The organism is Halobacterium bonnevillei (genome assembly GCF_009831555.1).
Classification (GTDB): Archaea; Halobacteriota; Halobacteria; order Halobacteriales; family Halobacteriaceae; genus Halobacterium; species Halobacterium bonnevillei.
The window spans coordinates 1-22,337 of record NZ_WUUU01000031.1 but is presented as its reverse complement, the minus strand read 5'-3'; the positions used below and the strand labels follow the sequence as shown (position 1 = coordinate 22,337).

Annotated in this window: 20 protein-coding genes and 1 pseudogene; 18 read left to right on the top strand and 3 right to left on the bottom strand. The window is 67.3% G+C overall.

What is annotated here, in order from left to right; translation table 11 throughout:
• The 6 genes and pseudogenes from GRX66_RS06085 to GRX66_RS06060 all read left to right on the top strand — a co-directional run.
• Positions 1-929: DUF2298 domain-containing protein (locus tag GRX66_RS06085; protein WP_233745339.1), on the top strand; the 929-nt coding region annotated here is incomplete at its 5' end.
• Positions 930-1,031: 102 nt separating this feature from the next.
• A pseudogene (gene dnaJ / locus GRX66_RS06080) lies at positions 1,032-2,166 on the top strand (molecular chaperone DnaJ).
• A gap of 690 nt (positions 2,167-2,856) precedes the next feature.
• Positions 2,857-3,765 (top strand): AEC family transporter, encoded by a 909-nt coding sequence (locus GRX66_RS06075; RefSeq protein WP_159525744.1) that lies wholly within the window; start codon positions 2,857-2,859, stop codon positions 3,763-3,765.
• 222 nt (positions 3,766-3,987) lie between these two features.
• Entirely contained in the window at positions 3,988-5,049 is a 1,062-nt protein-coding gene (dctP, locus tag GRX66_RS06070) for a TRAP transporter substrate-binding protein DctP (RefSeq protein ID WP_159525743.1), read from the top strand.
• A 1-nt stretch (position 5,050) separates the two neighbouring features.
• Complete coding sequence (locus GRX66_RS06065; RefSeq protein ID WP_159525742.1) at positions 5,051-5,527, top strand: TRAP transporter small permease; 477 nt, start codon at positions 5,051-5,053, stop codon at positions 5,525-5,527.
• The gene (locus GRX66_RS06060; protein WP_159525741.1) at positions 5,528-6,808 is read left to right on the top strand and encodes a TRAP transporter large permease; all 1,281 of its coding nucleotides are present in this window, start codon (positions 5,528-5,530) and stop codon (positions 6,806-6,808) included. It begins immediately after the preceding gene.
• Here GRX66_RS06060 and GRX66_RS06055 read toward each other — a convergent pair.
• A complete protein-coding gene (locus tag GRX66_RS06055; protein WP_159525740.1) occupies positions 6,789-7,232 on the bottom strand; it encodes a VOC family protein in 444 nt (147 codons plus the stop codon). The genes GRX66_RS06060 and GRX66_RS06055 overlap by 20 nt on opposite strands.
• 349 nt (positions 7,233-7,581) lie before the next feature.
• On the opposite strand from GRX66_RS06055, the gene GRX66_RS06050 reads away from it, so the two are divergent.
• The 4 genes from GRX66_RS06050 (at position 7,582) to GRX66_RS06035 (ending at position 11,925) form a co-directional block, all read left to right on the top strand.
• Positions 7,582-8,838 (top strand): dihydrolipoamide acetyltransferase family protein, encoded by a 1,257-nt coding sequence (locus GRX66_RS06050; protein ID WP_159525739.1) that lies wholly within the window; start codon positions 7,582-7,584, stop codon positions 8,836-8,838.
• A 102-nt stretch (positions 8,839-8,940) separates the two neighbouring features.
• On the top strand, positions 8,941-9,723 hold the full coding sequence (locus GRX66_RS06045) for an SDR family oxidoreductase (protein ID WP_159525738.1): 783 nt from the start codon (positions 8,941-8,943) through the stop codon (positions 9,721-9,723).
• 172 nt (positions 9,724-9,895) lie between these two features.
• Positions 9,896-10,939 carry a thiamine pyrophosphate-dependent dehydrogenase E1 component subunit alpha gene (locus GRX66_RS06040; protein WP_159525737.1) on the top strand — a complete coding sequence of 348 codons (1,044 nt, stop codon included), beginning with the start codon at positions 9,896-9,898 and terminating at the stop codon, positions 10,937-10,939.
• A complete protein-coding gene (locus GRX66_RS06035) occupies positions 10,936-11,925 on the top strand; it encodes an alpha-ketoacid dehydrogenase subunit beta (RefSeq protein ID WP_325063983.1) in 990 nt (329 codons plus the stop codon). Before GRX66_RS06040 ends, GRX66_RS06035 begins: the two co-directional genes overlap by 4 nt.
• 56 nt (positions 11,926-11,981) lie before the next feature.
• On the opposite strand, the gene lpdA is transcribed toward GRX66_RS06035, so the two are convergent.
• Both lpdA and GRX66_RS06025 read right to left on the bottom strand, forming a co-directional pair.
• Positions 11,982-13,403, bottom strand: a complete 1,422-nt coding sequence (gene lpdA, locus GRX66_RS06030; protein WP_159525736.1) for a dihydrolipoyl dehydrogenase — start codon at positions 13,401-13,403, stop codon at positions 11,982-11,984.
• Positions 13,404-13,645: 242 nt separating this feature from the next.
• Complete coding sequence (locus GRX66_RS06025; RefSeq protein ID WP_159525735.1) at positions 13,646-14,506, bottom strand: 3-hydroxyacyl-CoA dehydrogenase family protein; 861 nt, start codon at positions 14,504-14,506, stop codon at positions 13,646-13,648.
• 85 nt (positions 14,507-14,591) lie between these two features.
• On the opposite strand from GRX66_RS06025, the gene GRX66_RS06020 reads away from it, so the two are divergent.
• The 8 genes from GRX66_RS06020 to GRX66_RS05985 form a co-directional block, all read left to right on the top strand.
• Positions 14,592-15,287, top strand: coding sequence for a DUF7409 domain-containing protein (locus GRX66_RS06020; RefSeq protein WP_325063982.1), 696 nt, complete (start codon positions 14,592-14,594; stop codon positions 15,285-15,287).
• Between the two features lie 94 nt (positions 15,288-15,381).
• Positions 15,382-16,173 carry a class I fructose-bisphosphate aldolase gene (locus GRX66_RS06015; protein WP_159525734.1) on the top strand — a complete coding sequence of 264 codons (792 nt, stop codon included), beginning with the start codon at positions 15,382-15,384 and terminating at the stop codon, positions 16,171-16,173.
• A complete protein-coding gene (locus GRX66_RS06010) occupies positions 16,173-17,018 on the top strand; it encodes a class 1 fructose-bisphosphatase (RefSeq protein ID WP_159525733.1) in 846 nt (281 codons plus the stop codon). The genes GRX66_RS06015 and GRX66_RS06010 overlap by 1 nt, the downstream gene beginning before the upstream one ends.
• 30 nt (positions 17,019-17,048) lie before the next feature.
• The gene (locus tag GRX66_RS06005; RefSeq protein ID WP_159525732.1) at positions 17,049-17,738 is read left to right on the top strand and encodes an SOS response-associated peptidase; all 690 of its coding nucleotides are present in this window, start codon (positions 17,049-17,051) and stop codon (positions 17,736-17,738) included.
• A 254-nt stretch (positions 17,739-17,992) separates the two neighbouring features.
• Positions 17,993-18,763 (top strand): helix-turn-helix transcriptional regulator, encoded by a 771-nt coding sequence (locus GRX66_RS06000; RefSeq protein ID WP_159525731.1) that lies wholly within the window; start codon positions 17,993-17,995, stop codon positions 18,761-18,763.
• Positions 18,764-18,897: 134 nt separating this feature from the next.
• On the top strand, positions 18,898-19,761 hold the full coding sequence (locus tag GRX66_RS05995; RefSeq protein WP_159525730.1) for an ABC transporter ATP-binding protein: 864 nt from the start codon (positions 18,898-18,900) through the stop codon (positions 19,759-19,761).
• Complete coding sequence (locus tag GRX66_RS05990) at positions 19,758-21,581, top strand: PrsW family intramembrane metalloprotease (protein WP_159525729.1); 1,824 nt, start codon at positions 19,758-19,760, stop codon at positions 21,579-21,581. The genes GRX66_RS05995 and GRX66_RS05990 overlap by 4 nt, the downstream gene beginning before the upstream one ends.
• On the top strand, positions 21,574-22,337 hold a 764-nt coding region (locus GRX66_RS05985), incomplete at its 3' end, for an ABC transporter permease (protein ID WP_233745338.1). The genes GRX66_RS05990 and GRX66_RS05985, both read left to right, overlap by 8 nt.

Sequence of the window (22,337 nt, the reverse complement as noted above, 5' to 3'; positions counted from 1 at the left end):
CCCGCGGCCTCGGCGACCTCGGCGGCATCGCCGTTCTTCTGCCGGTCGTCGCCGCCGCGTGGATCACGATGCGCTCCCGGCAGTCCGCCGGCTTCGAGACGACGCTCGTCGTGGCGGGCGTCGGCCTGATTCTGTCCATGGAACTCGTCCACGCGAAGGTCCACCCCTCCGAGATGGTGCGCTGGAACACGACCCTCAAGGTCGCCATCCAGGGGTGGGTGTTCGCCGGGCTCGCCGCCGGCCCCGTCGCGGCAGTGCTCCTCGCGGACGTCCGAGACGCAGTGCCGGGGCTCTCACGCGGCACTCTCCGTGATTCCTCGGGACCTGCATTGTCCACCGGCATTGTCGCTGTCGTCCTCGCGTTCGTCGTGGTGTCGTCGTCACTGTTCGGCGCGCTCGTCGTCGCGGGGGACGTCGTCGAACCGTACCGCGAGGGCGAACAACCGTCGCTGAACGGCTACCAGGACCACCGTGACGCGCACCCCGAGGAGCTGGCGGCGATGGACTACTTCGAGAGCGAGGTCAGCACCACGCAGTCCGTCCTCTGGATGGAACGCGAAACCGGGACGCCGACGTTCGTCGAAAAACCGGGGCTGAACCGCGGCTGGGAGAACCCCGTGTCCACGCTCACCGGCTTGCCGACGGTCGCCGGGTGGTTCCACGAGACCGGCTACCGCGAAGACGAAATGTACTACACGCGGGTCAGTGACGTCGACATCATCTACCAGACCGAGGACGCGCGCTCGCGGGCGGTTCTCCTCGAAAAACACGACGTCGAGTACGTCTGGGTCGGGCCACTCGAGCGAGGGGAGTTCGGCGCCACGGACATCTCCGGGGACCCCGGCATCGAACGCATCTACGAGAACGACGAAGTCACCATCTACCGGGTCCACCAGGACGAACTAACCGGCGAAGACGGCGCCTCGTAACCGGCCCGTATCCGGGGGAATCGACGAGATTCTGCGCGTCGACCGCGCAACGCCGGCAAGCGGGCGTTTCAAGTGTCTCAACGGGATACATACCCACAACGAATGAGCGAGGACTTCTACGACGTACTCGGCGTCTCCAGGGACGCCACCGAAGACGAAATCAAGCGGGCGTACCGCGAGAAGGTCTCGGAGTACCACCCGGACGTCAGCGACGACCCGGACGCCGAAGAGAAGTTCAACAAGATCCAGAACGCCAAGGACGTCCTCACTGACGAGGAGAAACGACAGCGCTACGACCAGCTCGGCCACGAACGCTACACGGAAGCCGAGAAGCGCGGCGGCGCGGGCGGCGGCGCCGGCGGCATGGGCGGCGGCCCGGTTCGGGGGCGGAGGCGGCGGCATGGGCGACATCTTCGATCAGTTCTTCGGCGGCGGCGGCCGCGGCCAGCAGGGCCCACAGCAGGGCCGCGACCTCCGCACCCGCCTCACTATCTCTCTCCAGGAAGCCTACGACGGCGTCCAGAAACAGGTCACCGTTCGCCGACCCGAACGCTGCCCGGACTGCGACGGCGCGGGCTACCCCGAGGACGCGGACGTCCGCACGTGCCCGCAGTGTGACGGCCAGGGACAGGTGACCCAGGTCCGGCAGACGCCACTCGGCCGCGTCCAGCAGACCCAGCAGTGTTCGCGGTGCGGCGGCGACGGCGAACTCCACTCCGAGACCTGTGCCACTTGCAGCGGCCAGGGCCAGGTCCGCGAACAAGCCACCCTCACTGTCGACATCCCCGAGGGAATCCGCTCCGGCCAGACCCTGCGCATGGACGGCGAAGGCGCGCCCGGCGAGCGCGGCGCCCGCAACGGCGACCTCCTCGTCGAAGTCGAGGTCGAAGACCATCCGGACTTCGAACGCGAAGGCGACGACCTCCACCACCGCCACGCCGTCTCTTTCCCCCAGGCAGTGTTCGGCGACGAAGTCGAAGTCCCCACGCTCGACGGCGGCGCCACCTTCACCCTCGACGCCGGCACCCAGAGCGGCGAAACCTTCCGCCTCCGCGGCAAAGGCATGCCCCGCCTCCGCCGCAGCGGCCACGGCGACCTCTACGTCACCGTCCAGGTCGTCACCCCGGAATCCCTCAGCGAGGAACAACGCGACGCCCTCGAAGCGTTCGCCGAAGCCGGCGGCGAAGAAATCGACGTCGACCAGGGGTTCTTCGAGAAACTCAAGAACTCGTTCTGAGCGACCGTTTGCTCTGCGGCGCGTCGTATCCGCGCCTCGGCGAATGCTCGGCCAAAAGCACGCCTCGCTCCCTGCGGTCGCTCGTCGGCCCGCGTTCGCTCGCTAGGCTCACGGGTCGATACGCTGCCCGTTCGCGCAAATCGCGGCGTCCTCGCAACCGCGCTGCGGTTCTGATGAGCTGTGAAAATCGGTCCGCGATTTTCGAACGCTTCGTGCCGCGCGTCGCTTACTCGCGAGGCGAACCGCTCGGCTCGGGTCTTTCAGACCGCTCGGCTCGCGGATGCTTGAATGTCGGCTTCTCGGGTGGTAGCGTCACCGCTGTCTGTGTAGGTTCAAGTAGGAGGACGGGACCAACCCGGCGCGTGACGTAACGTTCGCCCGGTGCGTTCGGATGTGGAACGGCGGCCGCACGCGCGGGCAGCGGTTGGCCGCCTGTAAGCCCACGGGGACCGAGCGACTGTGGGTCTCGGGCTCCGCAATCGCACCTGTAACGGCCCTTGCTGACCCGCGCACTTCGGTCACCGGCGCCAGCTGTGTGATCCAACAGGACGGATTGGTTGTAACGGGTTCCCCGTTTTCGGAGCGATTCTCGCCGGCGTTGTGGCCCGTTTCAGTGGTCGCCGCTACCGGTGCGTGGAAAATATTTGGAACTATCCAAACACCCAACCAGTTGTACGGTCTGCGGGACGCATGGAGCTCGTCGGTCGGCTGCTCGGTCTCCTGGCGTTGCTACTAGCCGGAACGGCTCTTCGAGCGGGCAACGTCCTCGATCGAACCCGGAGTGAGCGACTGAATGCGTTCGCGTACTGGGTCGCACTCCCGGCGCTCATCTTCGTCTCGACGTACGACCAGTCGATGGTGGCGGTGGTGACGCCAGCGCTCGTCGGCGGGCACGTGTTCGTGTTACTGTCGACGGCCGGCCTCGCGTGGGCGTTCTTCCGGCGGCGTGGTGAGCGCGACCGACAGAGCGTCGCCGTCGTACAGTCCTACCACTCGAACATCGGCTACCTTGGATTCCCGTTGATTGCGGCGACGTTCGAAGCGGGGGTGACGGCCGTTGCCGGCGTAATACTCGGCGTGGTATCGCTGGTACAGGTTCCGCTCACGGTGGGCGTATTCGTGAGCGTGAACCAGGCAGACGTGCCGTTCCGCCGCGAGGTCGCCAAACTCGCGGCGAACCCCGTGTTGCTCTCGCTGGTAGCCGGGGTCGTGGTCAGCGTGTCGAGCGTCGGCGTTCCTCCTGGGATTGCGGGCGGCCTGGACGCGCTCGGGTCCCTCGCGTTGCCAACGGCGCTGCTCTGCGTGGGGGCGTCCCTAGACGTGGGGGTGCCGTCGTTCGATGCGTGGGGGACTGGGATGGTGGTCGTCCTGAAAGTCGTGTTCATGCCGGCGTTGACGTGGGTCGTGTTCCGGGCGCTAGCTGCCGACGCGGCGACTGTCACCGCGAGCGTGGTGATGCTGGGTACGCCGACAGCGGTGTCGACGTTCGTGTTCGCGGGCGAACTCGGCGGCGACACCGAGTTCGCGTCCCTGAACGTGTTCGCGTCAACGGTGGCATCTATCGTGACGCTGTTTTCGCTCGTGGCGCTGTTCGGATGAGCCAGGGCCCGGGCCGCGTTCTGACGTCGCAGTGGTTCTCGGTCGGGTTTTCCGGACCTTTTGCCGCCGTTGCGGCGCGAATTCAACGACGAAACCACTCTTTTGGCTATTGTTCCACGTCAGAATCCATTGGAAAGTTTTCTGCCTTTATGTATTATAGATATGTAAACAAGATTGTCTTGAATACGAACATTAATATTGGTACACCTGTGGTTCACAGTCATGGCAAATGATGACAATCTTGGTGGCATTTCGCGGCGAAGCTATCTGAAGGCCGGAATCGCAACGACCGGCCTCGGCGTCCTCGCCGGGTGCAGCAGCATCCTGGGCGGGGGAAGCACGACGACACTGCAGGCCAACTCGCCGGCGGCAGAGGGGTCTGTACACGGGGACGCCGCAGCGTGGCTCAACGAGTACGTGTCCGATGAGACGGGCGGGTCCGTCGAGATTGAGGCGTACCGGAACAGCGAACTCGGTGGACAGATCGAATCCATCGAGAACGTCTCCTCGGGTTCGTTGGACATGTACGTCATCCCGTACGCGCTCACGGGCACCCAGTACCAGCCGGCACAGGTGTTCGACGCCCCGTACCTCTACGACCCCGACAACCCCTACGAGGACATCTACGAGAAGACCGACCCCCAGGACTCCGAAATCGCCCAGCAGGTCATCGAGGACCTCGTCGAGGAGACCGACATCCGGTCGCTCGGCGCCGTCGTCCAGGGTACCCGTCGAGTCACCCTCAACGTCAGCGACGAACCGCCGCGCAACCCCGACGAGCTCAGCGAGTATACGATGCGCGCCGTACCCATCGGGATGTATTCGGAGGCCCTGAAAGGCCTCGGTGCGGAGACGACGAACATCGACTTCTCGGAGGTCCCGCAGGCGCTGGCGACCGGCAGCATCCAGGGTCAGGAGAACCCGTACAACATCATCCGGTCGTCGGGCATCTGGGAGAACCAGAACTACATCCTGGAGACGAACCACATGCACTCGCCTCTCGCAATCATCATCAACGAGGGTATCTTCCAGGACCTCTCGGACAGCGAACAGCAAGCACTCTACGACGGTGTGCGCGAGATTCAGCCGCGTGCCACGGAGACTCTCCAGGACAACCTCGCCGACCACCGGTCGTTCATGCGGGACAACGGCCTGACTATCGTTCCGCCAGAAGACCTCGAGATGGACGCGTTCCGCAGCGGAGCACGCTCCCGCGTCCGCGACCAGTTCCCTGACCTCATCGACACCATCGAACAGCTCCACGGAGACGGCTACCCGGCCTAACATGACTGCGTCCCGGCTCTGGTTCGACCGCGTGGCGAGCTTGTTTTACGGGCTGGCCGCGCTATCCCTCCTCGCGATTCTCGCCCTGATGATTGCCCGGGTCCTGTCCCGAAACCTCGGCTTGGGGTTCAGCGGCCTCCAGATTGTCGCCCAGCTGCTGGAGGTCTGGTTGGCGTTCCTCGTCGTCGGCGGGCTCGCGCTCGACGACGGCCACATCGAGATTGACTACCTCTCGCGACGCATCCCGGAGCGCTGGCAGCCGATCCACGACATCCTCGTGTCGCTGGTGACGCTGTGGGCGACCGCCGTTGTCTTCTTCGGGTCCGTGCAGGCAATCCAGCGATTCGCGGACTCGACGTCGCCGGTCATCGACATCCCGATTCCGCTGTACTACCTCGCGCCCATCGTCGGCCTCGGGTTCCTCATCGCGGTCCTCGTGCGCCGAATCGTCATCGACGTCCAGGAGGTGCGCGCGTAGATGGGGGCGCTCGGACTCATCGTCATCGCGATGTTCGTCGTACTCGCGTTGCTACGCGTCCCCGTCTGGATCGCACTGCTGGCGCCCGCGCTGCTGTACAGCTTCGCCGAGGGCCAGCCCGTGATATTCTCGGCGACCAACATGATGCGGGAACTGGACTCGTTCACGTTCCTCGCCATCCCCCTGTTCATCTACGTCGGGTCGCTGATGAACCACGGCGACATCACGGAGAACATATTCAACTTCGCGGACAGCCTCGTCGGGCACTATCAGGGCGGGCTGGCGCAGGTGAACATCGTGACGAGCCTCATTTTCGCGGGCATTTCGGGGTCCGCGCTCGCGGACATCGGCGGCGTCGGTCGCGTCCTCATCAAGTCGATGGTCGACGCGGACTACGACGCCGACTTCTCGGCCGCGCTGACCAGCGCGTCGGCGACGGTCGGCCCCATCTTCCCGCCGAGCATCCCCCTCATCATTTTCGGCATCATCGCAGAGGTGTCGGTGCTCTCGCTGCTGTTGGCCGGTGCGCTCCCCGCGCTGCTCACAGTTGCAGCGCTGATGGTCGGGACGGTCTACATCGCGAAGGCACGGGACCTCCCGAGCAATGACAAGCGCGCGTCCCTGGGCAACGTCGCTCGTACGTTCGTCTACGCGCTCCCGGCGCTGCTCACGCCCGTCGTGCTCGTCGCCGGGATGCTGGCCGGCGTGTTCAGTCCGACGGAGGCGGCCGGCGTGACCGTCGCGTACATCCTGCTCGTGAACACGCTCGTCTACCGCATCGTCGACTTCCGGTACGTCTGGGACGCTGCCGTCGAAACTGCGAAGACCAGCGGCTCTATCGTCATCATCGTCGCGGCCGCGAGCGTGTTCAGTTTCGTGCTGTCCGTTGAGGGCGTCGACACGATGTTCGCGGACGCGATGTTCTCCATCTCCTCGAACAAGATCGTGTTGTTGTTGCTCGTGAACGCCGTGTTGCTGTTCATCGGGCTATTCCTCGACCCCATCGCGGCGCTCGTGATGATGACCCCAATCGTGGAACCGACGCTCGCGCAGGCCGGCGTCGACCCCATCCACATCGGCGTCATCATGGTGTTCAACCTGATGCTTGGGTTACTGACGCCGCCGCTCGGGCTGTCGGTCTACCTGTCCGCCGAGATATCGGGAGTGCCAGTCGCCGACGTGTTCAGTCGGACGAAGCTGTACTACGTGATTCTCATCGTGGCGCTGCTCATCATCACCTACGTGCCCCAGATAACGCTGTTTATTCCCCGGACGTTCTGAACGCCTCGATGCGTTCCGTCGGGGTCTTCTCGTCCTCTACCAACTGCATCGGGAATATGGTGTCCGCGGGATCCAGCGTTGCGACGAGCCAGTCCAGGCCTTCCTGGGGCACCTCGGATTCGAAGGTGACGCCCGCGGCCCGCAGTTCCGCCATCCGCTCGTGGATGTCGTCGACGGCGAAGGCGACGTGGAACAGGCCCGGCCCCTGTTCGTGGTACGTCTCGTACACCCACCCGGACTCCGACGTGGGAGTAATTAGTTCGACGAGGCTCTCACCGACGGGGTAAAGTGCGACCGCGAGTTCGAATTCGCCGGTCATCTCTCGCCTTGCCAGTTCCTCGACGCCGTACCGGGACTCGAACTGTGCGGTGGCTTCGTCGAGGTCACCGACCAGGAACGCGACGTGGTGGATTCGTGTGAACATGGCCCACGAACTAGCTCCCGGGCTATTCAATGTGCGTCCTCAGACTCCGCCCGCTCGTCAGGAACCGCCCGGACGGGATTGTTCGGCCGACTATCGAGGGGTGTCCCGAGCGTCAGTCCGGATTCGGGTTCGGTTCGCACGTCCTCGGCCGTCGCCTTGAACCGCTATTTGCACCACTCGCTCGTCCTGTAGACGCTCTCGATGCCCGTCCCGTCCGCCGCGACTGTCGCGGCCGGGACGCGGAGGGTTCGTCCACGCCGCCAGCCTGCCACTACAAAATACTGTGTTTTGGTGCCAGGTACCGAGGTTTGGCGAGTCTTTTTGTAGGTGTCCGCGAGAACACGTGTCAATGAGCTACATTGTCCGGATGCCGAAGCTCGGAGTCGAGATGGAGGTCGGCGAGGTCGTCGAGTGGCACGTCTCCGCAGGTGACAGCGTCGAAGCAGACGACGTCCTCGCGGAGATCGAGTCCGAGAAGTCGGTCGCCGAGGTCGCCGCCAGGGAGGACGGTGTCCTCCGAACCGTCTACTTGGAGGTCGATGACGAGGCGCCACCGGGCGCTGCGATGGGTATCGTGGCCGGGCCCGACGAGGACATCGCCGACCTCGAAGCGGAGGTAGACACAGACGCCGCGGACGGGGGCGCAGACACCGCGGACGTGCAAGGAGACGACGCCGACGGGTCCGTCGGCGGAACCGACAGTGAACCGCGCGAATCCGCCGTCGCGAGCGTCGGCGAGGCGGAGGAGGGCGAGGGCGACGTGGCGGCGGCCAGAACCGAAACCGGCGACGTGAAGGCCACCCCGAAAGCCAAGCGGACCGCTGCCGAACGCGGGGTGGCCCTGGAAACGGTGACTGGAACGGGACCGCGGGGTGGAATCACCGCCAGCGACGTCGAGTCCGCGGCCGCCGAAGTCGGGGACGCGGCAACGCGAACCGTCCGCGAGGAGCGCGGACTCTCGCGGATGCGGTCGACCATCGCCGAGCGGCTCGGGCAGAGCTACCGGGAAGCCGTTCACGTCACGGTCGACCGCGAGGTCGACGTGGAACCGGCCTTCGACGCGAAGAACGCCGCGGACGCATCGCTAACGGACGTGGTTCTGCGTTGCGTCTCCGAGACGCTTTCCGACCACCCGGAGTTCAACGCGACCTACGACGCCGACGACGAGACGCACACGATCTACGAGGAGCACAACGTCGGCGTTGCGGTGGACCTCGACGGTGGCCTCGTAACGCCCGTTGTGCCGGACGTTGGCGGGAAGTCGATCGCGGAGATCGGCGCCGCCCGGGACCGAGTCACCGACCGCGTCCTCGAGGGCGAGTACACGAGCGACGATCTCGCCGGCGGGACGTTCACGGTGTCGAACCTCGGTGTGTTCGGCAGCGACTCGTTCACGCCGGTCATCAATCCGCCGGAGGTCGCGATTCTCGGCGTGAACCGGGTCACCGAGCGCGCCGTGCAGGTGTCGAACGGGATCTCGTTCCACCGGCACGTGACTTTCAGCCTCTCGTTCGACCATCGGGTCGTCGACGGCGCGGATGCCGCGCGGTTCCTCGAGACGCTGGACGCGTACCTCGCCGACGCGCCCGACCTGGTCGATGGGTAACGGCACCTCGACGACCGCGACGCGGAAGGTGCACAGCCGAGCCCATCGGCGATTGACGGTGAACGTACTTTTTTGGCAGTCGCTGGTCGACTCGAACCCAAGATGTCAGATCTTCTCGCGGAGTCGGTCGCGGTCGCCACCGGCGCCTCCAGCGGGATCGGGCGAGCAATCGCCCGGCGGTTCGCCGAGGAGGGTGCGGACGTCGTCGTCGCGGACGTCGCGGAGGCGCCGCGCGAGGACGGCGCTCCGACGCACGAGGTAATCGCCGATGAGACCGATGCGGACGCCACGTTCGTGGAGTGCGACGTAACCAAACCCGACGACCTCGACGCGGCCATCGCCGCCGCGGACGCCTTCGGCGGCCTCGACATCATGGTGAACAACGCCGGTGTCGTGAACGTCGAGGACGTCCTCGAGGTCACGGAGGACGAGTACGACGCAGTGATGGACGTGAACGCGAAAGGCGCGTTCTTCGGGTCCCAGCGCGCCGCCCGGGCGATGACCGGCGGCGGCGTCATCATCAACATGTCCAGCATCGCGGGCCTCGAAGGCACCGGAGACTACGTGACGTACTCGATGTCGAAGGGCGCGGTCCGCCTCATGACGTACTCGCTGGCCGACGCGCTCGGTCACATGGACATCCGCGTGAACGCCATTCATCCCGGACCGACGGACACCGAACTGATGCGCGAGGACCTCGGCACCGACGGGGAAGACGAGAACCCGTTCGTGGCGAACGTGCCGCGCGGACGAATGGGCGAGCCCGAGGACGTTGCCGACGCTGCCGTCTACCTCGCCAGCGACCTCGCGGACTTCGTGACCGGGACGTCCCTCGTCGTCGACGGTGGGATGTATTCGACCCGCGGCAAACTGATCAGGGACTGACGCCCTCTTCTCGCGCGGATCGCGACTCTCGAGTGGCAGCCGCGGGCACGGATCGACTCGCCCGGCTCCTGGTGAGAGCGATTACCCTCCGGAACTGTCCGGACAGCGCGGGAAAGTTTCCGCCTAGGCAACACTTTTCCTCGGTCCTGCCAACTCATTGGTACCTGATAGCATGACTGAGACGCTGGACACCCCAGAGAAGCGCCGCTCCGCCCTCCGCACGATGGTTCTCATCCGGGAGTTCGAGAACCACGTACGGGACCGCTTCGCGGACAACGAAATTCCCGGCTTCGTACACCTCTCGCAGGGTCAGGAGGCAGTCGCAGTCGGCGTCTGTACTGCCCTCTCCCGGGACGACTACATCACGAGTACGCACCGCGCGCACGGACACAGCCTCGCGAAGGGGCTGGAACCGGACCGACTGCTCGCCGAACTCTACGGGAAGGCCGAAGGCCACTGCGGCGGCCGCGGCGGCTCGATGCACGTCGCCGACCTCGACGAGGGGATGCTCGGTGCACAGCCCATCGTCGGCGCGAGTGTCCCGCTCGGCACGGGCGCCGGCATCACTGCTCAGCTGTCGGACGCCGACTGGATGGCGACTGCGTTCTGCGGAGACGGTTCGGTCGCAGCCGGCCAGGTCCACGAGGCCATCAATCTCGCGGCCACCTGGCAGCTGCCGGTGGTCTTCGTCGTCGAGAACAACCAGTACTCGGAGGGGATGGTGTTCGACGAACAGCACAACGTCGAGGACGTCGCCGAGATGGCGTCGGCGTACGGGATCCCCGGCGAAATCGTCGACGGACAGGACGTCACAGCGGTCAACGAGACGATGCGAGCGGCGCGCGAGCGCGCCCTGGACGGCGACGGCCCAACGCTCATCGAAGCCAAGACGTATCGATACCGGGGCCACTTCGAGGGCGACGAACAGCCCTACCGGAGTCAAGAGGAAGTCGAGGACTGGCGAGAGAACCGCGACCCGATCGACAACTACCGGGAGCGGCTTGCCGCCGCAGGCGAACTCACCGACGAGGAGTTCGAGGCCATCCGGACCGAGGTCAAGGCGGTGATGGCCGACGCGGTCGAGTTCGCGCGGAACGCCGACGAACCCGCGCCCGAAGCCGCCTACGACGACGTGTTCGTCGAGGAGGCACCCGAAATCGATGCGTTCCGCGAGCGGATGGCGGCCGACGGCGACAACGGTGGTGTCGGCCTGTGAGCGCCGAGACAGCCGACCGCGAGACGGAAACGCTGAGCATGCGGGAGGCGATCCGGGCGGCGCTCCGCGAGGAACTGCTCGCCGACGACGACGTGTTCATCATGGGACAGGACGAGGAGGACGGCGGATCCTTCGAGGTAACCGCCGGTCTCCACGACGAGTTCGGGTTCGACCGCGTGCGCAACACCCCAATCAGCGAGGCCGCGCAGATCGGGTCTGGCGTCGGCGCCGCCGCAACCGGGCTGCGCCCAGTCGTGAATCTCAGCTTCGCTGACTTCATCGGCGTCTGCTTCGACCAGGTGATGAATCAGGCGGGGAAGACCCGCTACATGTTCGGCGGCGCGAGCGAGGTGCCGCTGACCATCCGCGCCATCGAGGGCGCCGGACTGAACGCCGCCGCCCAGCACTCGGGAACCGTCCACACGCTGGTCGCCCACCTCCCCGGCGTGAAGGCCGTCGCGCCCGGCACGCCCGCCGCCGCGATGGGCCTGATGAAGTCCGCGGTCCGCTCGAACGACCCCGTCGTGTTCTTCGAAAACAAGACCATCTACGAGCGTCACGGCGACGTCCCGACCGGAGACGACTTCACCGTCCCGCTCGGCGAGGCGTCGATCGAACAGGCCGGCGAGGACGTGACGGTCGTCGCAACCCAGCGCCTGCTCGGCGAGTCAATCGCTGCGGCGCGGGACGTGGACGCCAGTGTCGAAGTCATCGACCCGCGGTCGCTGTACCCGCTGGACACGGACACGCTCGCGGACAGCCTCAGGAAGACCGGACGGCTCGTCGTCGCCGACGAGAGCCCGCTGTCCTACGGCTTGCACGCGGAGATTGTCACTCGGGTCGTGGAGAACGCGTTCTGGAGCATCGACGCCCCCGTGCAGCGCGTCGGCGTCCCGGACACGCCGATTCCGTTCGCGCCCTCCCAGGAGGACGAGGTCGTCCCCGACGCAGACGACGTCCGGCGCGCCATCCAGCGGACCGTCTGACAGCCGGACAGTAGGCCGCTTCGGCAGGAGTCACGTATCTCAGCCGGCCGGCACAACTACCGGTTCGGCGCGTGAATCGCCTCGCCGCGGGTCTGTGCGGCAGCCTCCATCAGGCACTCCGAGAGCGTCGGGTGCGCGTGGACCGTCCCCGCGAGGGTGCCGACGTCGAGTCCCGCGGTCACCGCCAGCGTCAGTTCGCCCAGCACCTCTGAGACGTGCGGGCCGACCAGTTCACCGCCGAGGACGGTACCGTCGTCGGAGTCCACGACGACGCGCGCGAACCCCGCGGCGTCGCCCGTGGTGAGCGCCCGGCCGTTGCTCCGGAAGGGTACTTTGCCGACGACAACGTCGCGGTCGGCCGACTCGGCGTCGGCAGCGCTCAGTCCGACCGACGCAATCTCCGGGTCCGTGAACACGACCGCGGGAATCGGGTGCTCGCCGCCCTCGACCTCGCGGCCGGCGGCGTGCTCCGCCGCACGCATCCCCTCGTGGCTGGCGGCGTGCGCGAGCATCGGCTCGCCGGCCACGTCCCCGATGGCGTATACGTGCTCGGCGTCTGTCCTGCCGTACTCGTCGGTCGCCACGAACCCGCCCTCGTCCGTCTCGACGGACGTCGCGTCGAGGTCGACCACGTCCGTCACGGGCTCACGGCCAACCGCCACCAGGACGTACTCTGCGGCGTACTCGTGTCGTTCACCGTCATCCGTCTCCGCGACGACGGTCACGTCACCCGTGATGTCCTGGTACCACTCCGAGGCCGCCTCTCCGAAGCTGAAGTTGACGCCGAGGTCCTCGCAGCGGTCCTGGACGACGCCCACAATGTCGTCGGGGTACCCGGGGAGTGGCCCGTCGAGCGCCTCGACGACCTGGACGTCGGTCCCGAGCTTCGCGAACGCGGTCGACAGCTCCATGCCGATGTAGCCGGCGCCGACGACGACGAGTCGGTCCGGGGGTTCCGGGAGGTCGAGGACGTCCCGTGAGCTCAACACGGGATCGTCGTCGAAGTCGAAGCCCGGTATCGACAGCGGCCGGCTTCCGGTCGCGACGATGGCGTGTTCGAATGCGACGGTTTCGGGGTCCGCTGTCGCGCCCGGCGGGTCGATGCTGACGCTGTGGTCGTCGACGAAACTCGCCGTTCCCTCGACGATTGTCACGCCGTTCGACCGGCAGAGGGACGCCACGCCGGACGTCAGCCGGTTGACGACGCCGTCCTGCCAGTCGGTGAACTCGCCGTAGTCGACGTCGGTGCGTCCGGTGAGCCCCATCGCGGTTGTCGCGTCGTCCCCGGACGCGTGTCGCGCCACCTCGATGAGGGCCTTGGAGGGGATACAGCCGTGGTTCAGGCAGACGCCCCCGAGTTCGCCGCGTTCGACGAGGACGGTATCGAGGCCGCACTGGGCGCCACGAATCGCCGCGACGTAGCCGCCGGGACCCGACCCGACGACGAGCAGGTCGGTCTCGGATGGAGTTTCGCTCATTACCCGCCTGTTTGGACACCACTACCTCAATCCTGTCTACTTGGTAACAACTGCCGGATTCCGTCGGCGGGTTGGGTCCAATCGCCGTCGGCGCGAGTATTTACGTAGGAAGCCGGGACCAACCCGGCGCGTGACGTAACGCTCGACCGGTGCGTTCGGATGTGGAACGGCGGCCTAGCGCACCGGAGCCGTTGGCCGCCTGCAAGCCCCTCGCTGGCCGAGGACTGCCTGAGACCGGCCAGTCAGTCGTACTCGTAGAACCCCTTCCCGGTCTTCTTCCCGAGGTCGCCTGCGTCGACCTTCCGCTTCAGGAGGTAGGCTGGCTTGTAGCGGTCGCCGAGCTCCTCGTGGAGCGTCTCGCTGGCGTCGTAACAGATGTCGAGGCCGATGTGGTCGGCGAGCTCCAGGGGCCCCATCGGGACGTTCGTGCCGAGTTTCATTCCCTTGTCGATGTCCGCCTTCGACGCGACGCCCTCGTCGAACGCGCGAATCCCCTCGTTGATCCACGGCATCAGGATGCGGTTCGTCACGAATCCGGGTTTGTCGTCGGACTCCCAGGTCTCCTTGCCGAGCGCCTCCGCGAAGTCGTGAGCGAGGTCGACGACGTCGTCCCTGGTCTTCTCGCCGACGACGACCTCCACGCCCTTCATCACCGGCACGGGGTTCATGAAGTGGAGGCCGACGATGCGGTCCTCCCGGTGGGTCGCCGCCGCGATGGTCGTGATTGAGAGCGTGGACGTGTTCGTCGCCAGCGGCACGTCGTCCGGAACCTCGCCGTCGAGCTCCGCGAAGATGTCCCGCTTGACGTCCATGTTCTCCACGGCCGCCTCCACGACGATGTCGGACTCCGAGAAGTCCGAGAGGTCCGTCGTGCCCGTAATCCGGTCCAGGATGGCGTCCCGCTCAGATTCGTCGACCTCGCCACTGTCGACGAGTCGGTCGAGAGAGCTCTCGATTCGGTCGAAGCCAGCTTCGACGAACTCCGGCTCGATGTCCCGCATCACCACGTCGTAGTCCGCGGTGGCGCTAACCTGGGCGATGCCGGCGCCCATCGTTCCGGCGCCGACGACGCCGACGGTCTCGATGTCTTCGAGTTCGCGCATAGTCGACGCTGTGTCGGGCGGCCACCTAAGGATGCCGGAAACGTGGAAACACTGAAGCACCTCCGGAGGCTTCGTTTCAGCAACCGTGCCAGCCGACGAGAAGCCGGACGCGTTGGAGTCGCTGAAGTTCGTCGGACCAGCGACCGCTGCGGTGCTGGAGGACGCTGGCGTGGCCGCCAGCGACGTCGAGAACAAGGCTGTCACACACGCGGAGCTCGTCGACCACGGCGTGAATCCCGGTGTCGCGGCGCGCATCCGCCGCGAGCACTCCCTGCAGTGGTCGTTCGAGGGCGGCGAGGACCTGGACCAGCGCGCCGAACAGGTGCGCGGCCTCCAGGACGACGAGCGCGAGTGGGTGGCCGCGAGCTACGGCGATGACGGCGCGTCCGCCGACGGGAGCGGGGACGCCACCGCGGAGGAGGCAGCGTGGCGCGACCAGCCAGCGAGCCCCGGCGGGGGCGATGCCGGGGGCGGGACCGCCGAGACTGACGACGTGACGGCCGAGGAGTCGGCGTGGCAGTCGAAGTCGTGGCCGAACGGCGACGACGAGGAGTCCGCGCTGGAACGCAGCGAACGGGCCTGGCGTCAGCAGTCGACGCCGACCCCGGTGACCGTGCTCGACGAGATCGCGGACGGCGACGCGAAACTCCTCGCTCGCGCTGGCGTCACGTCCGTGCGGAGTCTCGCGACGGCCCACGTCCAGCGGGTCGCTGACTCGTTGCGCATCTCCGAGGACCTGGTCGCGGCCTGGAAGGAGAGCGCCCGCGAACACGAAGAGTAGTCACTCGCTCTGTACTCAATATTCCGGGTTTACCGGCGTCTGCGGCGCTCGTGGACAGTTAGACACTTATACGTCGTCGCCGCACGTTTCGATGATGCGTCCCTTCAGGGAGTCTCCGATCGCTCGCGACGGAAAGGTACTGATTCTCGCGTACGACCACGGCCTCGAGCACGGCCCGGTCGACTTCGACCCGGTGCCCGAGACGATGAACCCGGAGGCAGTCTGGGACATCGCCACCCACGACGCGGTCTCCGCGATGGCAGTCCAGAAGGGCGTCGCCGAGGCGTACTACCCGTCCTACGAGGACGACGTGAACCTGCTGGCGAAGCTCAACGGCACGTCGAACCTCTGGATGGGGGAGCCGGATTCCGCGGTGAACTGGTCCGTGGATTACGCGAACGAGATCGGCGCAGACGCGGTCGGGTTCACGCTGTACGGCGGGTCGAACAACGAAATCGAGATGGCCGAGGAGTTCCGCAAGGCCCAGGAGGCGGCCCGCGAGCACGACCTGCCCGTGGTGATGTGGTCGTACCCGCGCGGCCAGGGCCTGAAGAACGACCGCGACCCGCAGACCATCGCGTACGCGGCCCGGCAGGCGCTGGAACTCGGCGCCGACATTGCGAAGGTGAAGTACCCGGGGAGCACGGAACAGATGCAGTTCGCCGTCGACGCCGCGGGCGCGACGCGGGTCGTGATGTCCGGCGGGTCGAAGACCAGCGACCGCGAGTTCCTCACGCAAGTGAAGGGTGCCATCGACGCTGGCGCCGTGGGCCTGGCGGTCGGGCGGAACGTCTGGCAGCGGGAGAACCCGGCGGCGTTCCTGGACGGCCTCGAGGCAGTGATCTACGAGGAGACGAGCGTCGACGAAGCCCTCGATAGAATCTGATGGTCGTCGAACGGGTCTTCGACGTCGTCGCGGACGCCGCGCCGGAGATTCGAGCGGGTCTCCCGGAGCGCCGCGCGAAGGCGGCCTCCGAGAACGTCACCGGAGACGAGCAACTGGAAGCCGACGTCTGGGCCGACGACCTCCTGCGCGACCGGTTCGCGGCCGTCGACGGCGTGAACTGGTACGCCAGCGAGGAGCGCGAGGACGCGGAGACAGTCGGGGACGCGGCCGACGGGTACGCCGTCGCCGTCGACCCGCTGGACGGGTCGTCGAACGTGAAGTCCAACAATCCGTGCGGGACGGTCGTCGGCGTCTACGAGGACCCGCTGCCGGCCTCGGGCCGGAGTCTCGTCGCCGCCGGGTTCGTGCTCTACGGGCCGATAACGACGATGACCGTGGCTCACGACGGCGACGTCACGGAGTACTTGGTGGACGACGACGGCCGCACTGACCTCGGACCGGTCGAACTCCCCGGTGACCCGCTCGTGTACGGGTTCGGTGGCCGGGTTCCGGACTGGACACCGGCGTTCGAGTCGTTCGTCCGCGAGGTCGAGGACGAACTGAAGCTGCGGTACGGCGGTGCGATGATCGCTGACGTCAATCAGGTGTTGACGTACGGCGGCGTGTTCGGGTATCCCGGCCTCGAGTCGCGTCCCGAGGGCAAACTGCGTGCGCACTTCGAGTCGATGCCGATGGCGTTCGTCGTCGAGACGGCGGGCGGGGCGTCCAGTGACGGCGCGCAGTCGCTTTTGGACTGCAGCCCCGACAGCCTCCACGAGCGGACGCCGACGTTCGTCGGGAGCGAGTCCGTGATTGCCGACCTGGAGGCCGCGCTACCGGACTGATTTTTGGGGCTGCACGCCATCCGATTCGGTATGTGTGGCCGGTACGCGCTGTTCACTGACCCTGTGGACCTCGCCGACGAGTTCGGACTGGAGGACGCCGACTACGAGGAGACGTACAACGCAGCGCCGTCCGAGGAGTTGCCGGTGATTCTGGACGAGGAACCGCGAGCGCTCTCGGTGGCTCGCTGGGGGCTGGTCCCCTCGTGGTCGGACGGCCCGGGGAGCGGCCCCGACCCGATCAACGCGCGCGCGGAGTCGCTGACGGAGAACCGCGCGTTCGCGGACGCGTACCGGAACCGCCGGTCTCTCGTCCCCGTCGACGGGTTCTACGAGTGGGTGGAGACGGCCGACGGGAAGCAACCGTATTTCGTCTCCCGAGAAGGCGGTCGTCCCTTCCTGCTCGCAGGACTCTGGGAGACGTGGACGCCCGAACAGACCCAGACAGGGCTCGGTGAGTTCGGCGGCAGCGGCCCGAGCCGCGACCCCGAACCCGTGCGGTCGTTCACAATCGTGACCACCGAACCCAACGATTTCCTCGCGGACTACCACCACCGCATGGCGGTGATTCTGGAGGACGCTGACGCTGACCGGTGGCTGTCCGGGGAGACGACAAGTGACTTGCTGGAACCCCGTGACGTCGGCCTCAGGGCGTGGCCTGTCTCTCGGGAAGTGAACGACCCGTCGAACGACCGGCCGGCGCTCGTCGACGTGGTAAACTGAGGGTGGGCCCACGGCTGGCTAGTCGGTGTAGTCATCACGTACGCCAGTTGCCCCGGTGGCCGCCGGCAGAAGTGCCGACGGCGCGGAGCATGTCAGAGGCACAGCCGGTGTTAATACACCAGCATTGCTTAGTGCCATCCCTGGACCCTTGACGTTATCGCTTGAATGCACGGCCAGAGAATGGTGGGCGACATTAAGTCTACTGTTGTTTTAAGTATCTCCGATCCCACGTGACTGGTAGGTTCGGCCGGTCGATGACTGATTCGCTCGCTGACGCAATCGAGGTCCTCGTTCGGCGCGCAGACGTGTTGCGCGCGCTCAGCGACGGCCATCGGACGAAACGCGAACTCGTCGACGACGTATCGGTGTCGCGTTCGACGGTCGACCGGGCGGTGCGCGCCCTCGAGTCCCACGGCTTCGTCGACAGGAACGATGGCGTCACGCTGACCCTCAGAGGGCGACTGGCGCTCGACACGTACGAGGAATTCGTAGACACCATCGACGCAGTGGGCGACGCTGGAGACGTCCTCGAACCGCTTTCGCCGGATGCGACCTTCGATACGCGACTGTTGCGGGACGCGACCATCGTGCGACCGGACCCGGTGTCCCCGCAGCGGCCGTACGTCTCGTACCAGCGGCTCGTCGAGGACGCGGAAGCAGTCCGGGGATTCGCGCCCGTCGTGCTCGAGGAGAACGTCCCGATGTTCCGCGACCGGATGCTCGAGGACCGCATGGACGCCGACCTGACGCTCGCGCCGAACGCGCTCGAGGAACTCGTCTCCGAGCACGCTGACGCCGTCGAGGCCTCGCTGGACACCGGTCGCCTCACGTTGCGCAGCGCGACGGAGACTCTGGAGTACGCGCTCATGCTCGTCGAGCAGCCCGAGCGCACCGTCGCCTGCGCGCTCGTGTACGCGGACAACGGCATCGCGGGCGCGATTTGCAACGACTCGCCGGACGCAGTCAGGTGGACAGAAGGGGTCTACGAACGCCTCCGGGCCGAGGCACGGCCGCTCCACGAGTAACGCGTCGGCCTCGCTGGACGGACAGCTGACCGTCCAGCGATCGCTCCGAGCGGCGGTGGCTCCCTGACGGCTTCGGGGTCGGTCCGTCCTGACGCGTCCCCACTCCTTATGCGCCCGCAGTCCAACCCCCGCGTATGATTTCGGTGCGCGGGCTGGAGAAACGGTACGGGTCGGTCACCGCCGTCGACGGCGTCAGCTTCGACGTCGAGGCGGGCGAGGTGTTCGGTCTGGTCGGGCCGAACGGCGCCGGGAAGACGTCCACGTTGAAGATGCTCTGTGGGCTCGTCGACCCGTCGGCCGGCACCATCGAGGTGAACGGCTTCGACGCCGGCGACCCGGAGATGCGGCGCGCGCTCGGCTTCCTGCCCGAGGAGTCGCCGCTGTACGACGAGATGTCCCCGCGCTCGTACCTCCGCTTCTTCGCGGACCTCTACGACGTCGACCGCGCGGCGGCCACCGAGCGCATCGACGCCGCGCTCGACCGCCTCGACCTCGACGCCCGCGACCGTCCAGTCGGGGACTTCTCGAAGGGGATGAAGCGGAAGGTCGCCATCGCGCGCTCGCTCGTCAACGACCCGGACGTGCTCGTCTACGACGAACCCGCCAGCGGCCTCGACCCGATCACGACGAACACGGTCGTGGAGTTCACCCGGGAGCTCGCCGACGACGGGAAGACGGTCGTGTTCAGCGCCCACGACCTCCATCACGTCGAGTCGGTCTGTGACCGCGTCGCCATCATGCGGGAGGGCGAACTCGCGGCCACGGGGACGCTGGCGGACATCCAGGCCGAGTACGGGCGCGTGGAGTACCGGGTGTTCACAGACGTCCAGGTCGCTGACGCCGACCCGGCGGGCGACCGGTACGCGACGGTCGTCGCGTCGATGGACGACGTCGAGGGCGTGCGCGAGGCTGCCCGCGAGGCGGGTGGCAGCGTGGTCGACATCCGGACCCGGGAGTCGACGCTCGAAGACGTGTTCCTCGACGTGGCGGGTGCATGAACCCGCGGAGCGTCCTGCGCATCGCTCGCTGGGAGACCACGCGAAGCGCCGGCGACGTCGACCGCCGCACGGCGGTGGCGTTCGTGGTCGTTCTCCTCGTCATCGCAGCGCTCGTTCCCGCGCTCGTCGCGTACGGCCCGACCCCAGGGGAGGGCATCTACCGGGTCGGCGTCGACGACGATGACGACTACCGCGGCGTTGTGGCCGCCGAAGCGACACTCGCGGCGGTGGATCCCGCGTCTTCGGGCGTACGCACGGGTGACGCCGACCTGCTCGTCGGCGACGGCGGATTCGTGTGGGCGGACTCAGCGAAGGGACGCGCCTCGCTGGCGGCGCTCCGGTCGGCGACGGTCGCGTTCAACGACCGGCGGATGGCCGGCGAGGACAACCAGTCCGCCGCGTTCCCCGTCGTCGTGACGCTGACGTACGCAGACCAGTCTGTCTCCGTGACCGGCCAACAGACCGGCGACGACGCGGGGGCCGACGCCGGCGACCAGGCGGACGACACTGGCGACCAGACGGGCGACGGGACCAGCGACGGGACCGATGGTGGAACAGACGACGGGACTGCCGGGACGGAGCAACCCGATAGTGAGCGCGACGACGATGGCAGCGAGGCCGTCAGCGACCTGCCATCGGCCCCCGAGGGCGGACTCGGCGGCCTGCTCGGCGAGCAGCAGACCGGCACACCGTCGTCGCTGTCGCCGCCGTTCCCGCTTCGGTCGCTGATTCTGGCGTTCGCGTTCCTGCTGCCGCTGAACGTCGTCATCCAGGCGTACGGGTCGAGTGTACTCGCCGAGCGCATCAATCGTCGCGGCGAACCGCTGCTGGTCGCGCCAGTCTCCCCGGCCGACATCGTCGCCGGGAAGACGCTCCCGTACCTCGCGGGCGCGCTCGCGCTCATCGCGGGCATCGCCGTGCTCGTCGGTGCCGGGCCGCTGGCCGTGGCCGCCCGCGCCGCTGGCCCGCTGTTCCTCGCGGCGACGTTCCTCGGCGCGATGCTCGCGCGCTCGTACAAGGAACTCACCTTCGTCACGGTCACCATCAGCGTCACGCTGACCGCGTACGCGTTCGTCCCCGCTGTCTTCGCGGAGGTCCATCCCATCGCGTCCATCTCCCCGCTCACCGTCGTCGTGGACTCCATCACGGGCGAGGGCACGACGGCGGGGGCGTTCGTGCTGTCGACGGTGCCGCCCGCACTCGCCGCCACCGTCATGTTCGGCCTCGGGACCGGCGTCTACCGCGAGGAGGACATGTTCACGCAGCGGCCGATTCCGGCGAAACTCCTGGACGCGCTGGCCGCCCCCCTGGACTCGCGGCTCCGCGTCGGCCTCTGGACGGCGCTGTTCATGCCGTTCGTCTTCGTCGCGGAACTGTTCGCCGTCGCCGTGCTGTTCGTCGCCCCCGTCGAACTGTCCGTCCCGCTGTTGCTCGGGACGGTCGCGCTCGTCGAGGAACTCGCGAAGAGCCTCCACGTCTACGCCGGGTTCGAGCGCGGCCGCTTCCCACGGACGCTCCGCACGTCGCTGGTCCTGGGCGCGCTCTCCGGCGCGGGGTTCTTCCTCGGTGAGAAACTGCTGTTGCTCACGCAACTGGTGGGGCTGCCCGGCATCGAGGTGGCGCAGTTCGCGTTCTCGCCGTCCGTCGTGGGCCTGCCGCCGGGCGTGCTCCTGGTCGCTCCGCTCGTCCTGCACGTCGTGACCGCGGGCATCTCGGCAGTTGGCGCGGCCCGCGGCCGCGTGGCGTACGCGCTGACGGTCCTCCTGGCGGTCCTGGTGCACGTCGCGTACAACGTGGCGGTGGTGGTCGGAGTTGCGTAGACTCGTCCTCGCGAAGCGGACGCTCGGGTCGCTGCGCTCCGAGAAGACCATCGTGCTCGCGCTCGCCATCCAGCTGTTCATCGCGGCGTTCTCGTCGTTCCTGGTCGTCGGCCTCGTCTCCCTCTACGACCCCGGGACGACCGGCGACGCCTTCGAGGTGGAGGTCGGCGTCGCCGGGAACGCGACGGACGACCTGGCGCCCGTCGTCCAGCGCGGCGACGCCCGCAGCGCGGTCGTCTACGAGTCGCGGTCCGCGGCGATGGAGGCGTTCGGGGACGGCCGCGTCGACGCGATGGTGCACGCCACCAGGCAGCCATCTGGCAGGGTGGTCGTCTCGGCGGTGGCGCCCGAGGGGTCGTTCCGAACCACGTTCGTCGTCTCGCAGGTGAAAGACGCGCTCTCGGAGTACGAACGCCACCGCCGCGCCGACCTCGCCGACTCGTTCGCCCGCCAGCCGCTGGACCTGCCGCCCGAGCGCGACGCGAACCCGTACTTCTCGTTCACTTATACGGTCTTGCTCCCGCTGTTGGCGTTCCTGCCGGCGTTCATCTCCGGGAGCGTGATGGCGGACACGCTCGCAGAGGAGGCCGAACGCGGGACGCTGGAGCTGCTCCGCGTCGCGCCGCTGTCGCTGCCCGAGATCGTCGACGGGAAGGCCATCGCGCTGGTCGGCCTCGCGCCCGCCCAGGTCGCACTGTGGCTCGCGCTGCTGGCGTACAACGGCAGCGCCGTCTCGAACCCACTGGCGGTGCTGGC